The organism is Aliikangiella litoralis, assembly GCF_052495765.1.
In genome coordinates, this window is sequence record NZ_CP199292.1 from 1,047,803 (window position 1) to 1,062,952 (window position 15,150).

Consider the following 15,150-nt stretch of genomic DNA (forward strand, 5'->3'; position numbering starts at 1 on the left):
ACTTATGAGGTTGAAATGAAATTTACTCAATTAGTCATTATTCCTGTTGGAGTAATGGCTTGCAGTAGCTTTAGTGCTAGCATATTCGCTACAGAATATAGACCAGGAATGGATATATTTTTATATCAAGTTATTCAGTCCGATAAAGGCAAACGGCTTAAGTTAGTGAAAAATATTAGTAACCAAGACGGTTATGATAATCAACCCAGTTTTTCACCTGATAACCAACGTCTTTTATATGTCTCTAATCGTGATGGAAAGCAGACTGATATTTATGAATACCACCTTGAGACTAAAAAAGATTTGCGGCTTACCCAGACATCTTATTCTGAGTACTCACCAATGATGGAAAAAGGTAACAAAACTTTTACTGCTGTGAGGGAAGGTGGTCAACCTTACCAATCAGTGCACCGTTATAAATATCAATCAGACACTTCAAGTTGGGCTGTAAAAACACATACCCCCATTGGTTATTATGCTTTTAATAATCAAGGAACAGTGGCTGCCTGGGCTCGGTGGGCCAACTCTCTTTACTTGGTTCAACCGGAAGAAAAAGAAGCTTTGTTCATCACTGGTTATGCACTACCTTCTAAACCACTATTAATTCCCAAAACCAATTCATTTAGCTTTGTACATCGACAGGCAAATGATGCGCTTTGGATTAAATCGGTTGAGCCTGCTACTCGGGCTATTACTCCTATAGCGCCTGTGTTAAATAACAATATTGATTATACATGGACACCAGATGGTAATATTGTTTCAGGGAATAATGACCAGTTATTTATTTGGCAAAAGAATAAGAAAGATTGGCATTTGTGGGCTGATTTGAGTGGCGATAATCTCGGTCAAATTTCACGTTTGGCTGTTAGTAATGATTTTCGTTATGTTGCTGTGGTTGCCAAGGTTAAAAAAGATCATGAACGATAGGTTGGCCAATTTTTGTATCTACTAGCAATAAAAAAGCGCACTAAAAATAGTGCGCTTTTAATGCTTGCTGCTTATTAGGTGACTAGCTAAATCTACGACGCAGCGCTGCTAATGGTAGTAAAAGCATGGCAAACCAACCTAAGCTACCACTACCACCTTTTGGTTTTTTAACTTCAAACTCAATGCTCTCGCTATGAGTGTTATTAGCATTTTGGTGGTCGTTTGCTGTGATTGTAAATTTAGCAATACCTTCACTCTCACCAATTTGAACAACAGATAGTTCACCAGTTGTTTCGTTGATTTCAACATTGGCAAAATCGAGCAATTTCGGTGTAACGCTATAAGTGACCATCTGCTCTGCTTCATCAGAAGGTATTGTCGCAGGGGTAACTGTTGCAACAGTAATGATACCTTGGTGTCCAAACTCAACTTTTGTTGTTCCTGGGGTTAAGCTGAATACTGGTGCATCATTAACAGGATTAACAATAATGGTAATGTCTGCATTAGTTGAAGTTGCTGCTCCGGCTGCTTCAGCATTCCAGCCAATGCTTGTTTCACCATTAAAGTTGTCAGTAGGTACAAACGTAAGGTTATCAATATCTGCAATTGCAATGGGGGCTAATTCAGTAATTTCTGTATCTCCCACCATGAGGTTTCCATTTTCAGGTAGTTGATGGAATACAATGGATTCAACTGTCGGTGTGCCACCAGAAAAAGTGCCGAACATTTCATCTGAGAACGCTATTGCCGTATCTTCGTCTGTGGTAACGCTGGTTGAAATGGCTGACGGTAAGGTTGAAAGCTCGACCTTATATGCACTTCGTCCATGAGTGAAAGCAAATAGTTCACCATTTTTAATTTCCAAATGGGCAACAGCGGTGTTGGCAAAGCCACTTCCGTCAACAGACCAGTTCATACCGCCATCAACAGAAATAAAGATCCCCATATCTGTGCCTACAATAACGCGTGATGTATTAGTAGGATCAATAACTACAGTATTAACTGGGATATCTGGTAAACCGTTGGGTTGGCCCATTTTATCGATTGGTTGCCAGGTTAAACCACCATCACTGGTTCTCCATATATGAGGTACACCAAAAGTTGAATAAGTGGCGTAAGCTCTTAGGTTGTTGGTTGGGCTAATGGCAATATCAGATACATAACCTGCCGTTGGTTTCACCGAATGCCATTGTGTTGTTGAAGTGGCTTCAGTAGCCGCTGTGCTGATTAATAGCAAGCCTGAATCAGTACCGGCGATTACTCGATCTGAGTTGCCAGGTGCTACGGCCCATTCAGAAACAATCGAGTTATCAATGATTGGGGCACTGGCTTGAACCCAGGTGTCACCTTGGTCATTGGTACGCCATAAACGGTTATTACCAATCCATAAGATATCTGGATTATTGTCGTCCATCATAAAGGGGGTAATAAATGGAAATAAACCTGCTCCATCAATACCAGCAGTAATACTTTGCCAACCCGTTGCTTCACGCCAGCGTCTTAGTGAAAGTCCTGTGTATTCTGCAAAGTAAGCATTTGGTGTTCTTGGGTCAAAAGCAACCCAGCCCCCATCACCACCAGCAATTTCTGCCCAGTTTTCTGGGCCAGCCACTTCATAGCCTATGTTAGTGCCATTATCTTGGGTTCCGCCAAAGTAAAAGCTGCCATCTGGCGCAGCAGTTCCATGGTAAAATTGAGTTACCGAGTAGCTGTTGTTCAACCCTGTCCAAGTTACTGTGTCAGCAACATCTGCTCCACATATACCTGGAACACCTAAGGTTGCGCTATCTGCATTATCTGTTCTTTGGATCCCTCCGTCGTTACCAACGAAAAGCGTTTTATTCGTATCACCATCATAATCAGGATGAAATACAATGGTATGTTGATCAGCATGAGCATAATGGGGTGAGTCTACATCATCCCACCAGCGGCTAACGGCATCCCAGTTAGCACCAGCATCATCAGAGCGCCATAAATCAATACCACCAGTCCAAACAATATCTGGATTCGCTGGATCAACTTGAATGATATTATCGTACCAACCTTGATTGTAGAATGAGCGATTTGGGCCCCAGCCACATTCAGGGTAAGCTGCAAATACCGGGTTCGATAAAAGCAGAGTACTAATTGTGTTTGGATTAGTAGTTGAATTTTTCACTTCCCAAGTTGCACCACCGTCAGCACTACGGAACAATTTATAGAAACCATAGCGATAACTAGAAGTGTCATTTCTATTACTAGAAGCTAAAGCATAAACAATGTTTTGATTAGAAGGAGCATAAGCAAGGGTTGTTCGGCCCAATAACTCATCTTCAATAACTGGAGTGAAAGTTTCTCCAGCATCAGTGCTGCGATAAACGGTAGCACCATCGAATGAACCACAAGAAACTAATAATTCATCCGTTTCTAAATCGGTTCTTACTTTCAGATCTAAACAACCAATTCTGTCTGGAGCTTCCATAATTTCGTCCCATGAAGTACCGCCATCATTAGAACGGTAAACACCGGCACGTGTTACTGCGTAGACTCGGCCTTCTACAGTAGCACTCGCTTCGACTTTATTGACATAGCGAAATGCTGTATTACTGCCTGTGCTCGCAAGCTGGCTCCAAGTTGCACCACCATCTGTTGATTTGAATATTCCATCACCGCGAAGAGCATCGCCATTAAAAAAACCTTCTCCAGTTCCAGCATAAATAGTGTTGCTATCAGTTGGTGAGAATGCAAGGGTTGTGACAGCAAGATTTAACATCATATCATCGAGAGCAGCCCAGCTTTGGCCTGCGTTGGTTGTTTTCCAAATACCACCTGCAACACCCGCTGCATACATAGTATCTGGCGTTTCTGGATCAATAATTAATGCTCTTGTTCGTCCACCGATATTACCAGGACCAATATTGCTCCACTCTTTTATAACGCCAGGGTCGGTCATTTTTGCGTCAGTTAGAGAGCTTCCTCTTAGTTGGTTACGGCTTGGTTTTTGTTTATTGGTTTTAAAAGAATACTGTGCCATATCAGCCATATGCTGTACTGCTTGAGCATATTTTTCTGTTGGTAAAGCTTGTTCTCCTAGAGGAGCACGCTGCTTAACATAAAAGTCATGAGCTTCTTGCGGCTTGTCATAACGTTTTGGACTTTTATCTTTTTTAGCCTTTTTAGCGGCTAAAAAAGCTTGTTTTTCAGGAGATAGCTGATAACTAGTTGTTTCATTGGTGCCGCCAAAGTGATAAGCGCCACCAGCAATTAATGCTGATGAAACACATACCGCAACAGCGGTACGAGCGATATTTTTTTGCATTGAGTGATACCCTTGATTTTATATTAGTTTTATTTTTAACGAAGCATTGCACGAAAATTTAACTCAAATTTTGTTTGTGTTGCGGAGAGCTCTATATTGTCAGGTGTTACTGAGAAAGGCCCACTATGATCAATTAAGTATTTACCAGCGGGTAATTTAATTGATACTACGCCATTTGAATTGCTTTTTATGCCATACTTTTTTTTGGAAACGCTATTTACGAGTGTAAAACTGAGTGCGGCAGGTTGGCTCCCGCTGCAACTCGCTTTATCTAAGGTTGGTAATGCACCACAGGTTTTTTCCATATTAATGGAGCCTGTAGCTTCGATGAGTTGTGTGTCGGTTACGTTTGTTTGCGAATTTGTTAAAACTGTTTTTTCCACTGGCCTGGTTTCTTCCATGATTTTGTTTGGTGCGTGCTCTTTATCTTTACACCCCGTTGTTATCAAAAAATGACAGATAACAAAAAAGGTCCCTATTAGATGTTTTCTTTTTGAACTGTTCAACATTCCACCAATAAAAACAAGTATTTAAAAAGTATTATAAGCAAAAGATAAAGCTGACTAAACATAAATTTATCTTTTCCACTTTCTGTCTAAATATTTATCGATAATGATAATGACTTGTTTTTATAAAACAATCAATAACAAAAGACTTATCTCATCGTACAGACAATTATACGGTTGCTTGGTGTGACAGTGAACAAAATTGTGAAAATGTACGCTATTTTTTTCTTTATATTGCTAAATATTGAATTTATTGAAAATAGTTTGCCTACAAATAAAAATAAACTAAGCAGAATTATAATGGTATAAAAGTGAGTCATTAAATTGTTGGAATATCTAGCTGTATTTTTATCAACTGGATATCTCTATTGATTAATTAAAGCGCTATAGCTTGTCATAATAACTATCTGGTTGAAGGTGCGTGACTTATTCGACTATTGGAGTTGCTTATTGAATGAATTTTCTACTAAAAGCCTCAACAAGCTTTGAAAGAGTTATAAAATGTTATTTTTAAATCAATTTTCTTTAAATTGAATTTGATTAAATTTTGTTAATAAAAGCAGTTTTGGACAAGTTTTGTCATTTATTTATGGTTAATCTTGTTTTGAAAGTTAGCGTTGGTCAGTTAGTGTGAAGTGATAGGTGAATATGAGTAAGCGGTTATATATTGAGCGAATGAAGCAAGTTGAAAAGTACATTGAAAAGCATTTGGATGAATCGCTATCAGTGGATAACATTGCAGATATTGCTTGCTATTCTACTTTTCATTTTCATCGTTTATTCAAAGCCTGCTTTGGTGAGAGTGTTTATGCTTATAAAAAACGTTTGCTGCTTGAAAGAAGTGTTAAGCAACTATTACATTCTAAGGAGTCAATTACTCAAATTGCATTTGATGCCGGTTATGATAGTCAACAGGCATTTAATAAAGCTTTTAAATTAATGTTTAATGGAACACCGACAGAATGCCGCCAGCAAAAACTTTCATTTTATCAACCTCAATTATTAATCAGGAAAATACAAGCAATGAAAGTTGAAATACAAAAGATTAAACCAATTCAAGTATTATCTACCAGAGCTAGAGGTGACTATAGTGATGCCGCAAATGAAGCCTGGGGCAAATTGATGAAGTTTATGTACTCGAATAAACTGATGGAAAAAGATACTCAAATGTTTGGTATCTCTCATGACGACCCATCTGTCACTGAACCTGATCATATCAGGTACGATGCATGTGTTTCTAATGGACAAAAAATTAAAACTAGTGGCGATGTTATTCGCAATGTGATTGAAGGCGGTTTATATGGTGTATTTTTGCACAAAGGAAGCTACCAAGGATTAAAGGAAACTTATCAAGCTATTTTTCTTGATTGGCTACCTGAAAGTGGATATCAATTAAGAGATTTACCGCCTTTTGAAAAATATCTGAACCGCGACCCACGAAAAACAAAACCCGAAAATTTGAGAACAGAAATATTTATACCGATTACTCAATAATTTCAAGTCTGAGTTGATTCGCTTAATTGTTCCGTCACAAGTTGTTTGTATTATTAAGTCGTTTAATAATAGCCAATAACGGGAAGGTACGATTATGAAAAAAATAATAATGACTTTAGGTTTCGCTGCGAGCTTTTGTATACAGGCTAATCCAGATGTGATCTCTAGAGAATATAAGTTGATGTTGAAAGCGAGTCAATTCAGTTACAACAACGAAGCCTCTGCTGTGTCTAGTTTTTTAGGCACCGCAGAGACTGAAATAGAAAATGCAATAAGCCGAAATGTAACGGGAACTGCAAGTTTAAGCAAGGTTAGAGAGGTTAAGTTTTTTGATGTCTCCGGTAGTTGTGAACTGAGTAATAATGGATATTCCTTTCGAGAGAGAATTGAGAACAGTCATTCTGAAGTCACTTTAAAGTATCGTAGTCCAGATCGTTACATCTCTGATTTTGAAAATTTATCCGCCAATAGCAATCAGTCGGTAACTAAATTAGAAGCAGACATTGGTGTTTCATCAACATCTAATTTTAAAGTTGTTTACGGACATTCGACTAAGGCTCCGAATACTCGTACTATTAATAAAATGGATGATATTAATGAGCAATATCCTGGCTTCGATCAAAATTATGCTTTTAATGATAACTTAAGTCTGGCTCTGGTTGGAAACCTTGTGATCCGTGAGCATGTTTATAAAGGCATGGAGATTGATCTTGGATCATTTGATGCAGAAATTTCTGTTACGCTTTGGTATAACGGTGTTCCTTCAGGTGCACAAAAACCTGTTGTTGCAGAAGTGTCATTTAAGTATGAAGATAGTTCGGCTGACTACAGCAAAAAAGTGGTTAATCGGGCTAAAATTGCTTTTGAAGCTTTACAGAACTTAACTGCTTGGACTGATCCTAACTCAAAAACTAAAACACGTTTTGTTTATGATTTTAATTCTACTTTTTGTTTTTAAAAGTTAAAACATTGAATAACTATCAAGGTGCTTTAGTTACCTTGATAGTTATTAATAGCAATAAGCGAAATAATCCGTAATGGATAATCGATGATTAGAGAGTTAACTTTTTAAATGCTTTATCTGCTGCTTCTAGGGTTTTATTAAGCGTTGTTTCATTGTGAGCTGCACTAATAAATCCAGCTTCAAAAGCAGAAGGAGCTAAGTAGACACCTTCATCTAACATGGCATGAAAAAATTGTTTAAAGGTTGCTTGATTGGAGTTAACCACTTGAGAAAAGCGTGTGATATTTTTTTCTTCAGTAAAAAACAGGCCAAACATACTACCAACATGATTGGTTGTAAAAGGAATATTATGAGTGACGGCTAATTGTTCTAACCCTTTAACTAATTTTTCGCAATAGTCATATAACGGTGCAAAGAAATTTTCTTTCTCAAGTAGTTGTAACGAGGTTAAACCTGCAGCCATTGCTATTGGATTACCTGACAGTGTACCTGCTTGGTAGACCGGGCCTGCTGGTGCTAGATGTTGCATAATTTCGCGTTTGCCACCAAATGCTCCAACGGGCATACCACCACCAAGAATTTTACCTAAAGTCGTTAAGTCTGGTGTCACCTGATAAAGCTGTTGTGCTGTTCCTGGGCCGACTCTTAAACCACACATCACTTCGTCAAAAATCAAAACTACTTCATGCTGATCGCACAGTTTTCTCAGACCTGTAAGAAAACCTTCTTCTGGTGGGATACAGTTCATGTTACCTGCAATAGGTTCTACAATTAAGGTAGCGATTTCGCCTTTATTTGCCTCAAGCAATTTTTCAACACTAGCTAAGTTGTTAAACTCAGCGGTTAAGGTATGTTTAGCAAAGTCGGCAGGTACGCCAGGTGAAGTCGGCTCGCCAAGTGTTAAAGCCCCTGAACCAGCTTTCACTAATAAACAGTCGGCGTGACCATGATAGCAGCCTTCAAATTTAATAAGCTTATCTTTACCAGTATAGCCTCTGGCTAGTCTGATTGCAGACATCGTTGCTTCGGTGCCTGAACTTACCATACGAACTTGTTCGATTGATGGGATCAGCTGACAAACCTTTTGAGCCATAGCCAGCTCTATTGCAGTTGGTGCACCAAAACTGAGCCCATTTTCGGCAGCTTGTATCACTGCTTTTCGAATGTCAAGATGATTATGTCCATGAATCATTGGCCCCCATGAGCCAACATAGTCAACATAGGTTTTACCATCAACATCTGTGAAATAAGCACCATTGGCATTAGCAATAAAAACCGGGGTTCCGCCAACACCATTGAAGGCTCTAACTGGCGAGTTTACTGCCCCAGGGATATAATTTTGAGATTGTTGATACAGTTCTTGTGACTTACTCATAAATAGACTCTTTGAATTTTATAATTGGGTTAGTTGTTTAAACCGACATACCAATTGACATTTCGTTCGTGCTTTGTCACTTGATCTTCAACACCAAGAATACAAGCAAATAATGCCATACGTACTAAAATACCATTGTCTGTTTGCCTGAATATGGCAAGCCCAGGCTCTGCATTGAGATCGTTATCTAATTCATTGGCTTCGTTACGTGAATCTCTTGGAAGTGGGTGCATAATGACTGCATTTGATTGACAATGTTCTGCATAAATTTGCTTGTTTAGCCTGAAATAACCGCGGTATAAATTAGCTTCTTCTTGCGAACTAAATCTTTCTTCTTGAATTCTTGTTTGGTAAATAATATTGGCTTGTGGTAGGCCTTGCTCTAATGTGGTGCCTATTTCAACTTGATGGCCTGCATTAATTAGCAAATCAACATAGCGGGTTGGCATGGCTAATTCAGCAGGGGAAATGAGTTGAATTTTTAGTCCGTTATAAAGTGCTAACAGTTGGCACAGAGAGTGTACTGTTCTTCCATGTTTAAGATCACCTAATAGCGTTAAGCTAAGCTGTTGAATGGTTTTGCCTTGGCTGGTCAATTCGTTTTGTATCGTGAATAAATCTAATAATGCCTGTGTCGGGTGTTCATTAGGACCATCACCGCCATTGATTACTGGTACTCGACTTCCAAGTGCAAATTCTGCAACAGATTCAGCCTCTGGGTGGCGCATCGCGATGATATCACTGTATCCAGATAACACCTGTGCTGTATCATATAAGGATTCACCTTTTGCCAAGGCCGAATTGGAAAGTCCGGTTGTTTCTCTAACTTCTCCGCCTAATAAATTAAAGGCGCAACCAAAGCTGACCCGAGTACGAGTGCTGGGTTCAAAAAACATATTGCCCAACACCGCACCTTCAAGTACCCGAGTGACTTTTTGGCGAGTTGCATAGGGTCGCATTGAGTCAGCGACAATGAATAATTCATTGATTAAATCAAGAGAAATATCTTTGACTGAAAGTAGGTGTTGGCCTTTTAATTTCACACTATAAACCTCGGGTGAATAAGTTGGGCTATTCTATGCTTTTTTAGTGAGGTTGCCTAGAGTTGTGATGTATTCAAACCAGCAAAATTGTTCTTGATCAAACTTAAGTCTTACAGAATCAATTTGTTAATTTGTTCACATTTAGGATGTTTATTTTACATCAAGTGGTAATACCACTTGAATGGTTTCTGGTATCTGTTAGCCTAGGTGGATGTCAAAACAAGGAAAAGGATGAAGTAATAGTGAGTTTTGAGCGCAGGTCATAATCACCCGGAATAGCCCAGATAACCATTTGGAAAAAGCCTGGCTAAACTTTCACTGATAAGAACTTCGACAACGGCAACCTAATATAATATTTATATATCGATAGTCTCTGGTATGTTAGAGAGGGCGCCAAATTTGGGTAGGTCAACGAAAAAGCTGTTAGTAGCTATATCAATCACTCAAAAGGCATCATCGATTAGATATCTGCCATAACTAATAATTGTATGGCTGGATAGGCATACACATGAAAAAACGCTATAATGTCCGACCACTTATTTTTCAAATAAATTGATTTTATTATTTGACTTTGTATGAATGATTCAAACAATAATAAGCCACTAAATTCTGAGACTAAAATCGCCTCAGAGACTACTTCGAAAGACAATAAAACTGTCATCAAGTCGTCTAAAGAGCCGTCACACCAAGCGACCTTAGGTAGTGATGCAACTCAGTTTAAGCCGAGTCAAAAGAATACCGTTCAAATCAAAGGAGCTGATCTTAGTCAAAATTCTAAAACAATAATAAAACCTTCTTCAAAACCGAAGAAACAAGCTACTAATAAGGCTGATAAAACCCAGTTTAAACCTCGTCAAAAAAATAAAACAGATACAAATAAAGCTGAAACTTTTTCGTCGTCGACTGCTCAACGCAATGAAGATGCGTTAACTCGTATCGATATGGCTATTCGCGCACAAGATAGTACTAAAGGTTTTATTGATGCGCAAAAAGCTGCTGACTCGGCGCTTGCTGATAATAAAATAGTTATCAAAGATCGATTTGTCCTAGAGTCAACTCTGGGGGCCGGTGGCATGGGAGCGGTTTATCGTGCGCGCGACTTACGTAAAGTAGAAGCGAATGACTTGCAACCTTATATTGCAGTTAAAGTTTTAAACGAAGATTTTAAAAACCATCCAGATGCTTTTGTTTCATTACAACGTGAAGCCGCTCGCTCTAGCATGCTAGCTCATCCTCATAATGTTATTGTTTATGATTTTGACCGCGATGGTGATATTTATTTTATGACCATGGAGTTATTAAAAGGTAAAGGTTTAGAAGTCATATTACGAGAGCATAAAAATAAGGGATTACCTGTTGAACAGGCGCTCCGTATTATTGATGGATATTGTCAAGGATTAATACATGCGCATAATAAAAACATTGTTCACAGCGACTTAAAGCCAGGTAACCTTTTTGTTGATGACAATGGCGGAACTAAAGTTTTAGATTATGGTATTGCTCGAATTACTTGTGAAGCTAGTGCACAAGGTGATTTTGATGCAGGAACGCTAGGAGCGTTAACACCGGCCTATGCTAGTTTAGAAATGTTTAATGGTGATGAACCTCATCCGAGCGATGATGTTTACGCCGCAGCGATTATTGCTTATGAGTTATTTTCTGGTAGACACCCTTATGATAGAGAGTCTGCTGAAGAGGCTTATAAGAAAAAAATGAAGCCTCAACGCTTAACTCATTTATCAAAACAACAATGGGCCGCTCTTGAATCGGGCTTAGCGTTAACCAGAGCTAACCGAACAAAAAATCTAAAAGTGTTTTTAGATGGATTAACCAAGAAAAAGAAAAAGCCTATTTTTAAGTTTATCAGCGCAGCGTTATTTAGTGTTACTCTCGCTATAGCCTACTTCTTTTTTTATGGTCCCGATAAAGTTAGCATTCAAGCAGAAGAAGCATTTCAACAAGCTAATGAATGTTTCAATCAACAAAATTATACTTGTGCATTAGACAAAGTTGAAGCGGTTTTAGTCTTATTGCCTGAGCACGTTAATGGTTTAGCATTAAAGGAAAAAACGCAAAAACAAATATTTGAGAAAAATTTAATCCTGTATGCTCAAAGCGTTCAACAATGTATCGATGCGCAAGATTTAAATTGTGCGAATAGAGAGTTGTTAAAATTTCAAAATTTTGCACCCACTTCAAAAGCTTATATGGCTGCAAAAAAGTCGATAGAAGACTTTAAGGTTGAATATAAAAGAGCGTTAACTTTCGCTGAAGCTAAAGCTTGTTTTAATCAGCAAGATTATACTTGTGCTCGAGAAAAAGCGAACATGTTACTTTATGTCAATAAAAACGATGCCGATGCAAAAAAATTAATAGAAGTTATTGACGAGAAAATTATTGAGATCAAAGCAGCTGAAGACGAATTAAATTCACAATATGCTGAAGCAATTAATAAAACCAGACAATGCCAAAAAAGTAAAAACTATCAATGTGTCATTGATTATGCTACTAAGGCGCTGAAACTAAAAGTAGGAGAAGTAGAAGCCCAAGATTTAATTCAGCAAGCGAAGGTTGATTTACTTCAACAACAAACGAATTTAAAAAATGCTGCTAATATGGTAAGTATTGGTGAAAAGTGTCTTAAAGAGTTTAAATATCGTTGTGCTATAGCGAGTGCAGAATCGGCTTTAGCATCAATTCCAAATTATCCCGCTGCGACTAAATTAAAGCAAAAAGCAAGAAAAGCACAAAGGGATGTAATCAAGCAAGACTGGAAATTAAACTAGTAACTAAAAAGGAAAACTAAAAGGAAAAGTATGATGAGTAAAATTCAAATCCGTTCTGTTTTTATTGCGATTTTATCGTTCACTCTATTAACTGGTTTTGGCTTTAAACTAAAAGATTTAAAGAAAAAAATCGATCCTAGTGTTGAGCAATGTAAAGATGCTAAAGATAAATCTAAATGCAAAAAAGAGGAAAAGTTAAAGGCCGCAGGTAAAGTGATTGTTGCTGGTTTGGCTGCGAAAGCAATTTATGATGTTGTTGTTCATTTTAAGTCTAAGCAAACAAAAAATGAGAAGCAGGTGGCTGCTGAATATAAAAAGAAAAACAAAAGTATTCCTAAAAATGCTAAAGTTTTTTCTTATATTTCTAGTCTTAAGCCAGGGCAGGTTGTTCCAACAGGAAAACCGATTAAAGTTGTTTCAGAAGTAAAGGTAGTTGCGGGTAAAAAAACTAAAAAAGTCAAAATTCAAGAAAAAATCGAGTTTTTTGATAGCGAAAATAAAGAGGAAGTCATTAAGTCTTTAGTGAAAGATGTTAACAAAAAAACACAGCAAGCGGGTTCTTATGCTAACAGCTTTACTTTTACTTTGCCTAAGGGAATGCCACAGGGCGTTTATCGAATTAGAACCGCAATTTTATTGAATGATAAGGAAGTCGAAAAATCAAACAATGATATGCAGGTTGTTTTTTTTAAAACGTTTGATAACAGTCAGCAAGTTGCTATGCTTCTACCGTAAATGTTAAATTGATTTTTGTAAACTAGCGGCTTGATAAGCGGGCCGCTAATTTAAAATAAATTTATTGAAGTGATATTTCTACATTTATTATAAAGTTAAACGAAGTTTTGAAGCATAGGGCTCAAAATGACATTGCTTGAAAAATTGTTGAGCGTTGTTGTTAAATGCCCAAACATCTAACTCTATATCTTTTAACCCATGTTTCAAACATTCAACTATCAGATGCTCAATGAGCTTTTTTCCTATGCCTTGGTCTTGTGATGTTTTAGTAACACCTATCTGTTGCAAATAACAATACTCTCTTGCTTTAAGTATTTTATTGCCTTGTGTTTTTATATGTTCAGCTATGATATAGCCGACTACTTCATTGTTTTCAATTGCAACCCAAAACATATTTTGATCAAGTTGTTTGTGGAGTAAGTTAATAGCGTCAGCCAAAGAAATTATTACATATCTTTTAGGGTATGCTTGCACATGTGCTTGTTGTGTTTCAATTAGCATTGAGGCAATAGCGGATAACTCTTTTTCTGTTGCTTTTTTTATTTTCATCATATGGCTGTTAGTTTCTTCATGCATGAATTAGTGGGTTGGTAATTGTTTTATTTTTAATAAAGTATTAAATAAAAGCTGCTTGTCTGACTCGGTTGCATAGTTAACGCTTATCGCTTGGGAAAACTCATGAAACTGAGTCTTATTAAATGATTGGTGAGCTTTTATATATACGGCTATTTGTTGAATTATTTTATTACCAAGCTTAATGAGCTGAGGACGTATATGTTGGTTAAGTTGTTTGGGTTTTATCGATGAAGGTTGAAAAAGTAGATCGGCTCTATATCTAAATTGAATTGCCTTAGCAACTATGATCTGCATTTTAAAAAAACCTTCAATATGTTCTGGAGAAAGTCCTTCTTTTTTTGCTACTGCTTTTGCCCTGTTGATTACTATTTTTTCACGTGCGAGATCTTCAATCGCTAATTGATTATGTGCTTTATATAAAGCCACATCTTCCATATATTTTAGACGTTCATTAATCATTTTAAAGATATCAGAGTGAGTCATTTCTGCATTTGCAAAAAATGGTATAAATGTTAGAGTTATCAATAATAGTACTTGCTTCATTTAAAAACCTTTAATAGTAATTGGTTATTTATTTAAATTAAAAACACACATAAAAAATTGGTTTAAATAATATATCAATTAAGCTGCATTATAATTATTCTTTAAGTGAACCATTTATAAAACTGGCAACATGCATTGGCCAGCGTTCATGTCTTTGCAGATATACATGAAATAATTGTTCTGTTTTGTAATCTGGGTTTGAGTGAAAAAGCTCGATAACAGTTGTCCTTAACATCATTACAAGTTTTAGTTGAAATAATTCAGTAAAAAGATCTTGAATTTCTTCAATAAATGCAGCAGGGCCATATTCTAAATTTAAATGTGAAATATTGAGATTTTTAATTGATTGTTCATCCATGCTGTCATATTCATCAAATTTATCATCAAATTGTGGAGAGATATCGGCGTACCAAGGATTCATCACCGGATCTAGACAAAAACCACCATTTTCTTCTAAAGGCTCTTCTAACTTAGGCTCTAGCTCTACAGAGGGGGCATCTATATCATTGAGTTTATCGGTATTTGCTATTCGATCAAAAAATTGACATGAACGATAAGGATAAGACAATTCAGCCCAAATGTTTTCTTCATCGCCACCATCATAGTTCCATTCAAAAACCAAAGCTTCTGCTTTTTTTTCTACCAAAGTTGTTGTAAAGTCAGGTAGGTCTTTTTTTATTTTTGCGATTATTTCACTGTGTTTCAAGTTATCAATTACTTTAATAATTTCGCAGGGGGGCTTAGGTAATAAACTGACTTTGTCTTGACACAAATGATTCAGATAGTGAGCAATAGCATCAAACCTTGCTTCCGCGCTTGTTTTCTTTAGCATGATAATATTCCCTAATGAGAGTTTATTCTTTGGTGTAAGTTGGGAGCAAACTAATATACTAACTGATTATT

12 protein-coding genes are annotated in these 15,150 nt (G+C 37.1%); 5 read left to right on the top strand and 7 right to left on the bottom strand.

The window, feature by feature from the left end:
* Positions 1-15 precede the first annotated feature (15 nt).
* On the top strand, positions 16-927 hold the full coding sequence (locus ACT5E3_RS04590) for a TolB family protein (protein WP_444997133.1): 912 nt from the start codon (positions 16-18) through the stop codon (positions 925-927).
* Between the two features lie 82 nt (positions 928-1,009).
* Here ACT5E3_RS04590 and ACT5E3_RS04595 read toward each other — a convergent pair whose 3' ends face one another.
* Positions 1,010-4,225, bottom strand: coding sequence for a GlyGly-CTERM sorting domain-containing protein (locus ACT5E3_RS04595; RefSeq protein WP_444997134.1), 3,216 nt, complete (start codon positions 4,223-4,225; stop codon positions 1,010-1,012).
* Between the two features lie 35 nt (positions 4,226-4,260).
* Positions 4,261-4,608 (bottom strand): hypothetical protein, encoded by a 348-nt coding sequence (locus ACT5E3_RS04600; protein WP_444997135.1) that lies wholly within the window; start codon positions 4,606-4,608, stop codon positions 4,261-4,263.
* 771 nt (positions 4,609-5,379) lie between these two features.
* Between ACT5E3_RS04600 and ACT5E3_RS04605 the strand changes: the two genes are divergently transcribed.
* Together ACT5E3_RS04605 and ACT5E3_RS04610 are read left to right on the top strand one after the other, a co-directional pair.
* The gene (locus ACT5E3_RS04605) at positions 5,380-6,225 is read left to right on the top strand and encodes an AraC family transcriptional regulator (RefSeq protein ID WP_444997136.1); all 846 of its coding nucleotides are present in this window, start codon (positions 5,380-5,382) and stop codon (positions 6,223-6,225) included.
* Between the two features lie 94 nt (positions 6,226-6,319).
* On the top strand, positions 6,320-7,183 hold the full coding sequence (locus ACT5E3_RS04610) for a hypothetical protein (RefSeq protein ID WP_444997137.1): 864 nt from the start codon (positions 6,320-6,322) through the stop codon (positions 7,181-7,183).
* Between the two features lie 94 nt (positions 7,184-7,277).
* Here the strand turns inward: ACT5E3_RS04610 and hemL are convergent, their stop codons facing one another.
* A complete protein-coding gene (gene hemL, locus ACT5E3_RS04615; protein ID WP_444997138.1) occupies positions 7,278-8,564 on the bottom strand; it encodes a glutamate-1-semialdehyde 2,1-aminomutase in 1,287 nt (428 codons plus the stop codon).
* 29 nt (positions 8,565-8,593) lie between these two features.
* Positions 8,594-9,607: an aspartate carbamoyltransferase gene (locus ACT5E3_RS04620; protein WP_444997139.1), complete on the bottom strand. Its 1,014-nt coding sequence runs from the start codon at positions 9,605-9,607 to the stop codon at positions 8,594-8,596.
* A gap of 575 nt (positions 9,608-10,182) precedes the next feature.
* Here ACT5E3_RS04620 and ACT5E3_RS04625 point away from each other — a divergent pair.
* Together ACT5E3_RS04625 and ACT5E3_RS04630 are read left to right on the top strand one after the other, a co-directional pair.
* Complete coding sequence (locus ACT5E3_RS04625; RefSeq protein ID WP_444997140.1) at positions 10,183-12,393, top strand: serine/threonine protein kinase; 2,211 nt, start codon at positions 10,183-10,185, stop codon at positions 12,391-12,393.
* A 30-nt stretch (positions 12,394-12,423) separates the two neighbouring features.
* A complete protein-coding gene (locus tag ACT5E3_RS04630) occupies positions 12,424-13,128 on the top strand; it encodes a hypothetical protein (RefSeq protein WP_444997141.1) in 705 nt (234 codons plus the stop codon).
* Between the two features lie 87 nt (positions 13,129-13,215).
* Here the strand turns inward: ACT5E3_RS04630 and ACT5E3_RS04635 are convergent, their stop codons facing one another.
* The 3 genes from ACT5E3_RS04635 to ACT5E3_RS04645 all read right to left on the bottom strand — a co-directional run bounded on the left by ACT5E3_RS04635 (position 13,216) and on the right by ACT5E3_RS04645 (position 15,079).
* The gene (locus ACT5E3_RS04635) at positions 13,216-13,680 is read right to left on the bottom strand and encodes a GNAT family N-acetyltransferase (protein WP_444997142.1); all 465 of its coding nucleotides are present in this window, start codon (positions 13,678-13,680) and stop codon (positions 13,216-13,218) included.
* A 27-nt stretch (positions 13,681-13,707) separates the two neighbouring features.
* Positions 13,708-14,247 (bottom strand): gamma subclass chorismate mutase AroQ, encoded by a 540-nt coding sequence (gene aroQ / locus ACT5E3_RS04640; RefSeq protein ID WP_444997143.1) that lies wholly within the window; start codon positions 14,245-14,247, stop codon positions 13,708-13,710.
* Positions 14,248-14,341: 94 nt separating this feature from the next.
* The gene (locus ACT5E3_RS04645; RefSeq protein WP_444997144.1) at positions 14,342-15,079 is read right to left on the bottom strand and encodes a hypothetical protein; all 738 of its coding nucleotides are present in this window, start codon (positions 15,077-15,079) and stop codon (positions 14,342-14,344) included.
* Positions 15,080-15,150 lie beyond the last annotated feature (71 nt).

Coding starts and splice junctions, on each gene's coding strand:
- aroQ (WP_444997143.1), bottom strand. CDS start 14,247: ATGAAGCAAGTACTATTATTGATAACTCTAACATTTATACCATTTTTT.
- ACT5E3_RS04590 (WP_444997133.1), top strand. CDS start 16: ATGAAATTTACTCAATTAGTCATTATTCCTGTTGGAGTAATGGCTTGC.
- ACT5E3_RS04605 (WP_444997136.1), top strand. CDS start 5,380: ATGAGTAAGCGGTTATATATTGAGCGAATGAAGCAAGTTGAAAAGTAC.
- ACT5E3_RS04630 (WP_444997141.1), top strand. CDS start 12,424: ATGATGAGTAAAATTCAAATCCGTTCTGTTTTTATTGCGATTTTATCG.
- ACT5E3_RS04645 (WP_444997144.1), bottom strand. CDS start 15,079: ATGCTAAAGAAAACAAGCGCGGAAGCAAGGTTTGATGCTATTGCTCAC.
- ACT5E3_RS04635 (WP_444997142.1), bottom strand. CDS start 13,680: ATGATGAAAATAAAAAAAGCAACAGAAAAAGAGTTATCCGCTATTGCC.
- ACT5E3_RS04610 (WP_444997137.1), top strand. CDS start 6,320: ATGAAAAAAATAATAATGACTTTAGGTTTCGCTGCGAGCTTTTGTATA.
- hemL (WP_444997138.1), bottom strand. CDS start 8,564: ATGAGTAAGTCACAAGAACTGTATCAACAATCTCAAAATTATATCCCT.
- ACT5E3_RS04625 (WP_444997140.1), top strand. CDS start 10,183: ATGAATGATTCAAACAATAATAAGCCACTAAATTCTGAGACTAAAATC.
- ACT5E3_RS04595 (WP_444997134.1), bottom strand. CDS start 4,225: ATGCAAAAAAATATCGCTCGTACCGCTGTTGCGGTATGTGTTTCATCA.